The following is a 310-nucleotide window of genomic DNA, read 5'->3' as shown; positions in this document are numbered from 1 at the left end:
GCCTAAGCGTCGCATTAAACGTGCTAAACCAATACCATTAGCAGTACCTGATAGGATTAACCAAAGCTGGAGCATGGACTTTATGCACGACGGCTTAACTGATGGCCGTGGCTTTAGACTGTTCAATGTCATTGATGATTACAACCGTGAGGCACTCACCGTTGAAGTCGACTTCTCGCTACCGGCCGGGAGGGTCATACGCAGTCTTAATCAGCTTATTGAGTACCGAGGCAAACCTGTGCAGATAAGATGCGATAACGGCCCTGAATACATCAGCAATGCGCTCAAAGACTGGGCTGAGCAGCAAGGC

At 49.4% G+C, this 310-nt stretch carries 1 protein-coding gene; it reads left to right on the top strand.

Going from position 1 to position 310, the window contains the following annotated elements:
* A partial coding sequence (locus ACT3RN_RS16295; RefSeq protein ID WP_444518900.1) for a DDE-type integrase/transposase/recombinase occupies positions 1-310 on the top strand: 310 nt, incomplete at both ends.

It is taken from the genome of Psychrobacter sp. AOP5-GZ1-6, from assembly GCF_052376345.1.
Taxonomy (GTDB): domain Bacteria; phylum Pseudomonadota; class Gammaproteobacteria; order Pseudomonadales; family Moraxellaceae; genus Psychrobacter.
This window is presented reverse-complemented; position numbering and strand designations above follow the sequence as displayed.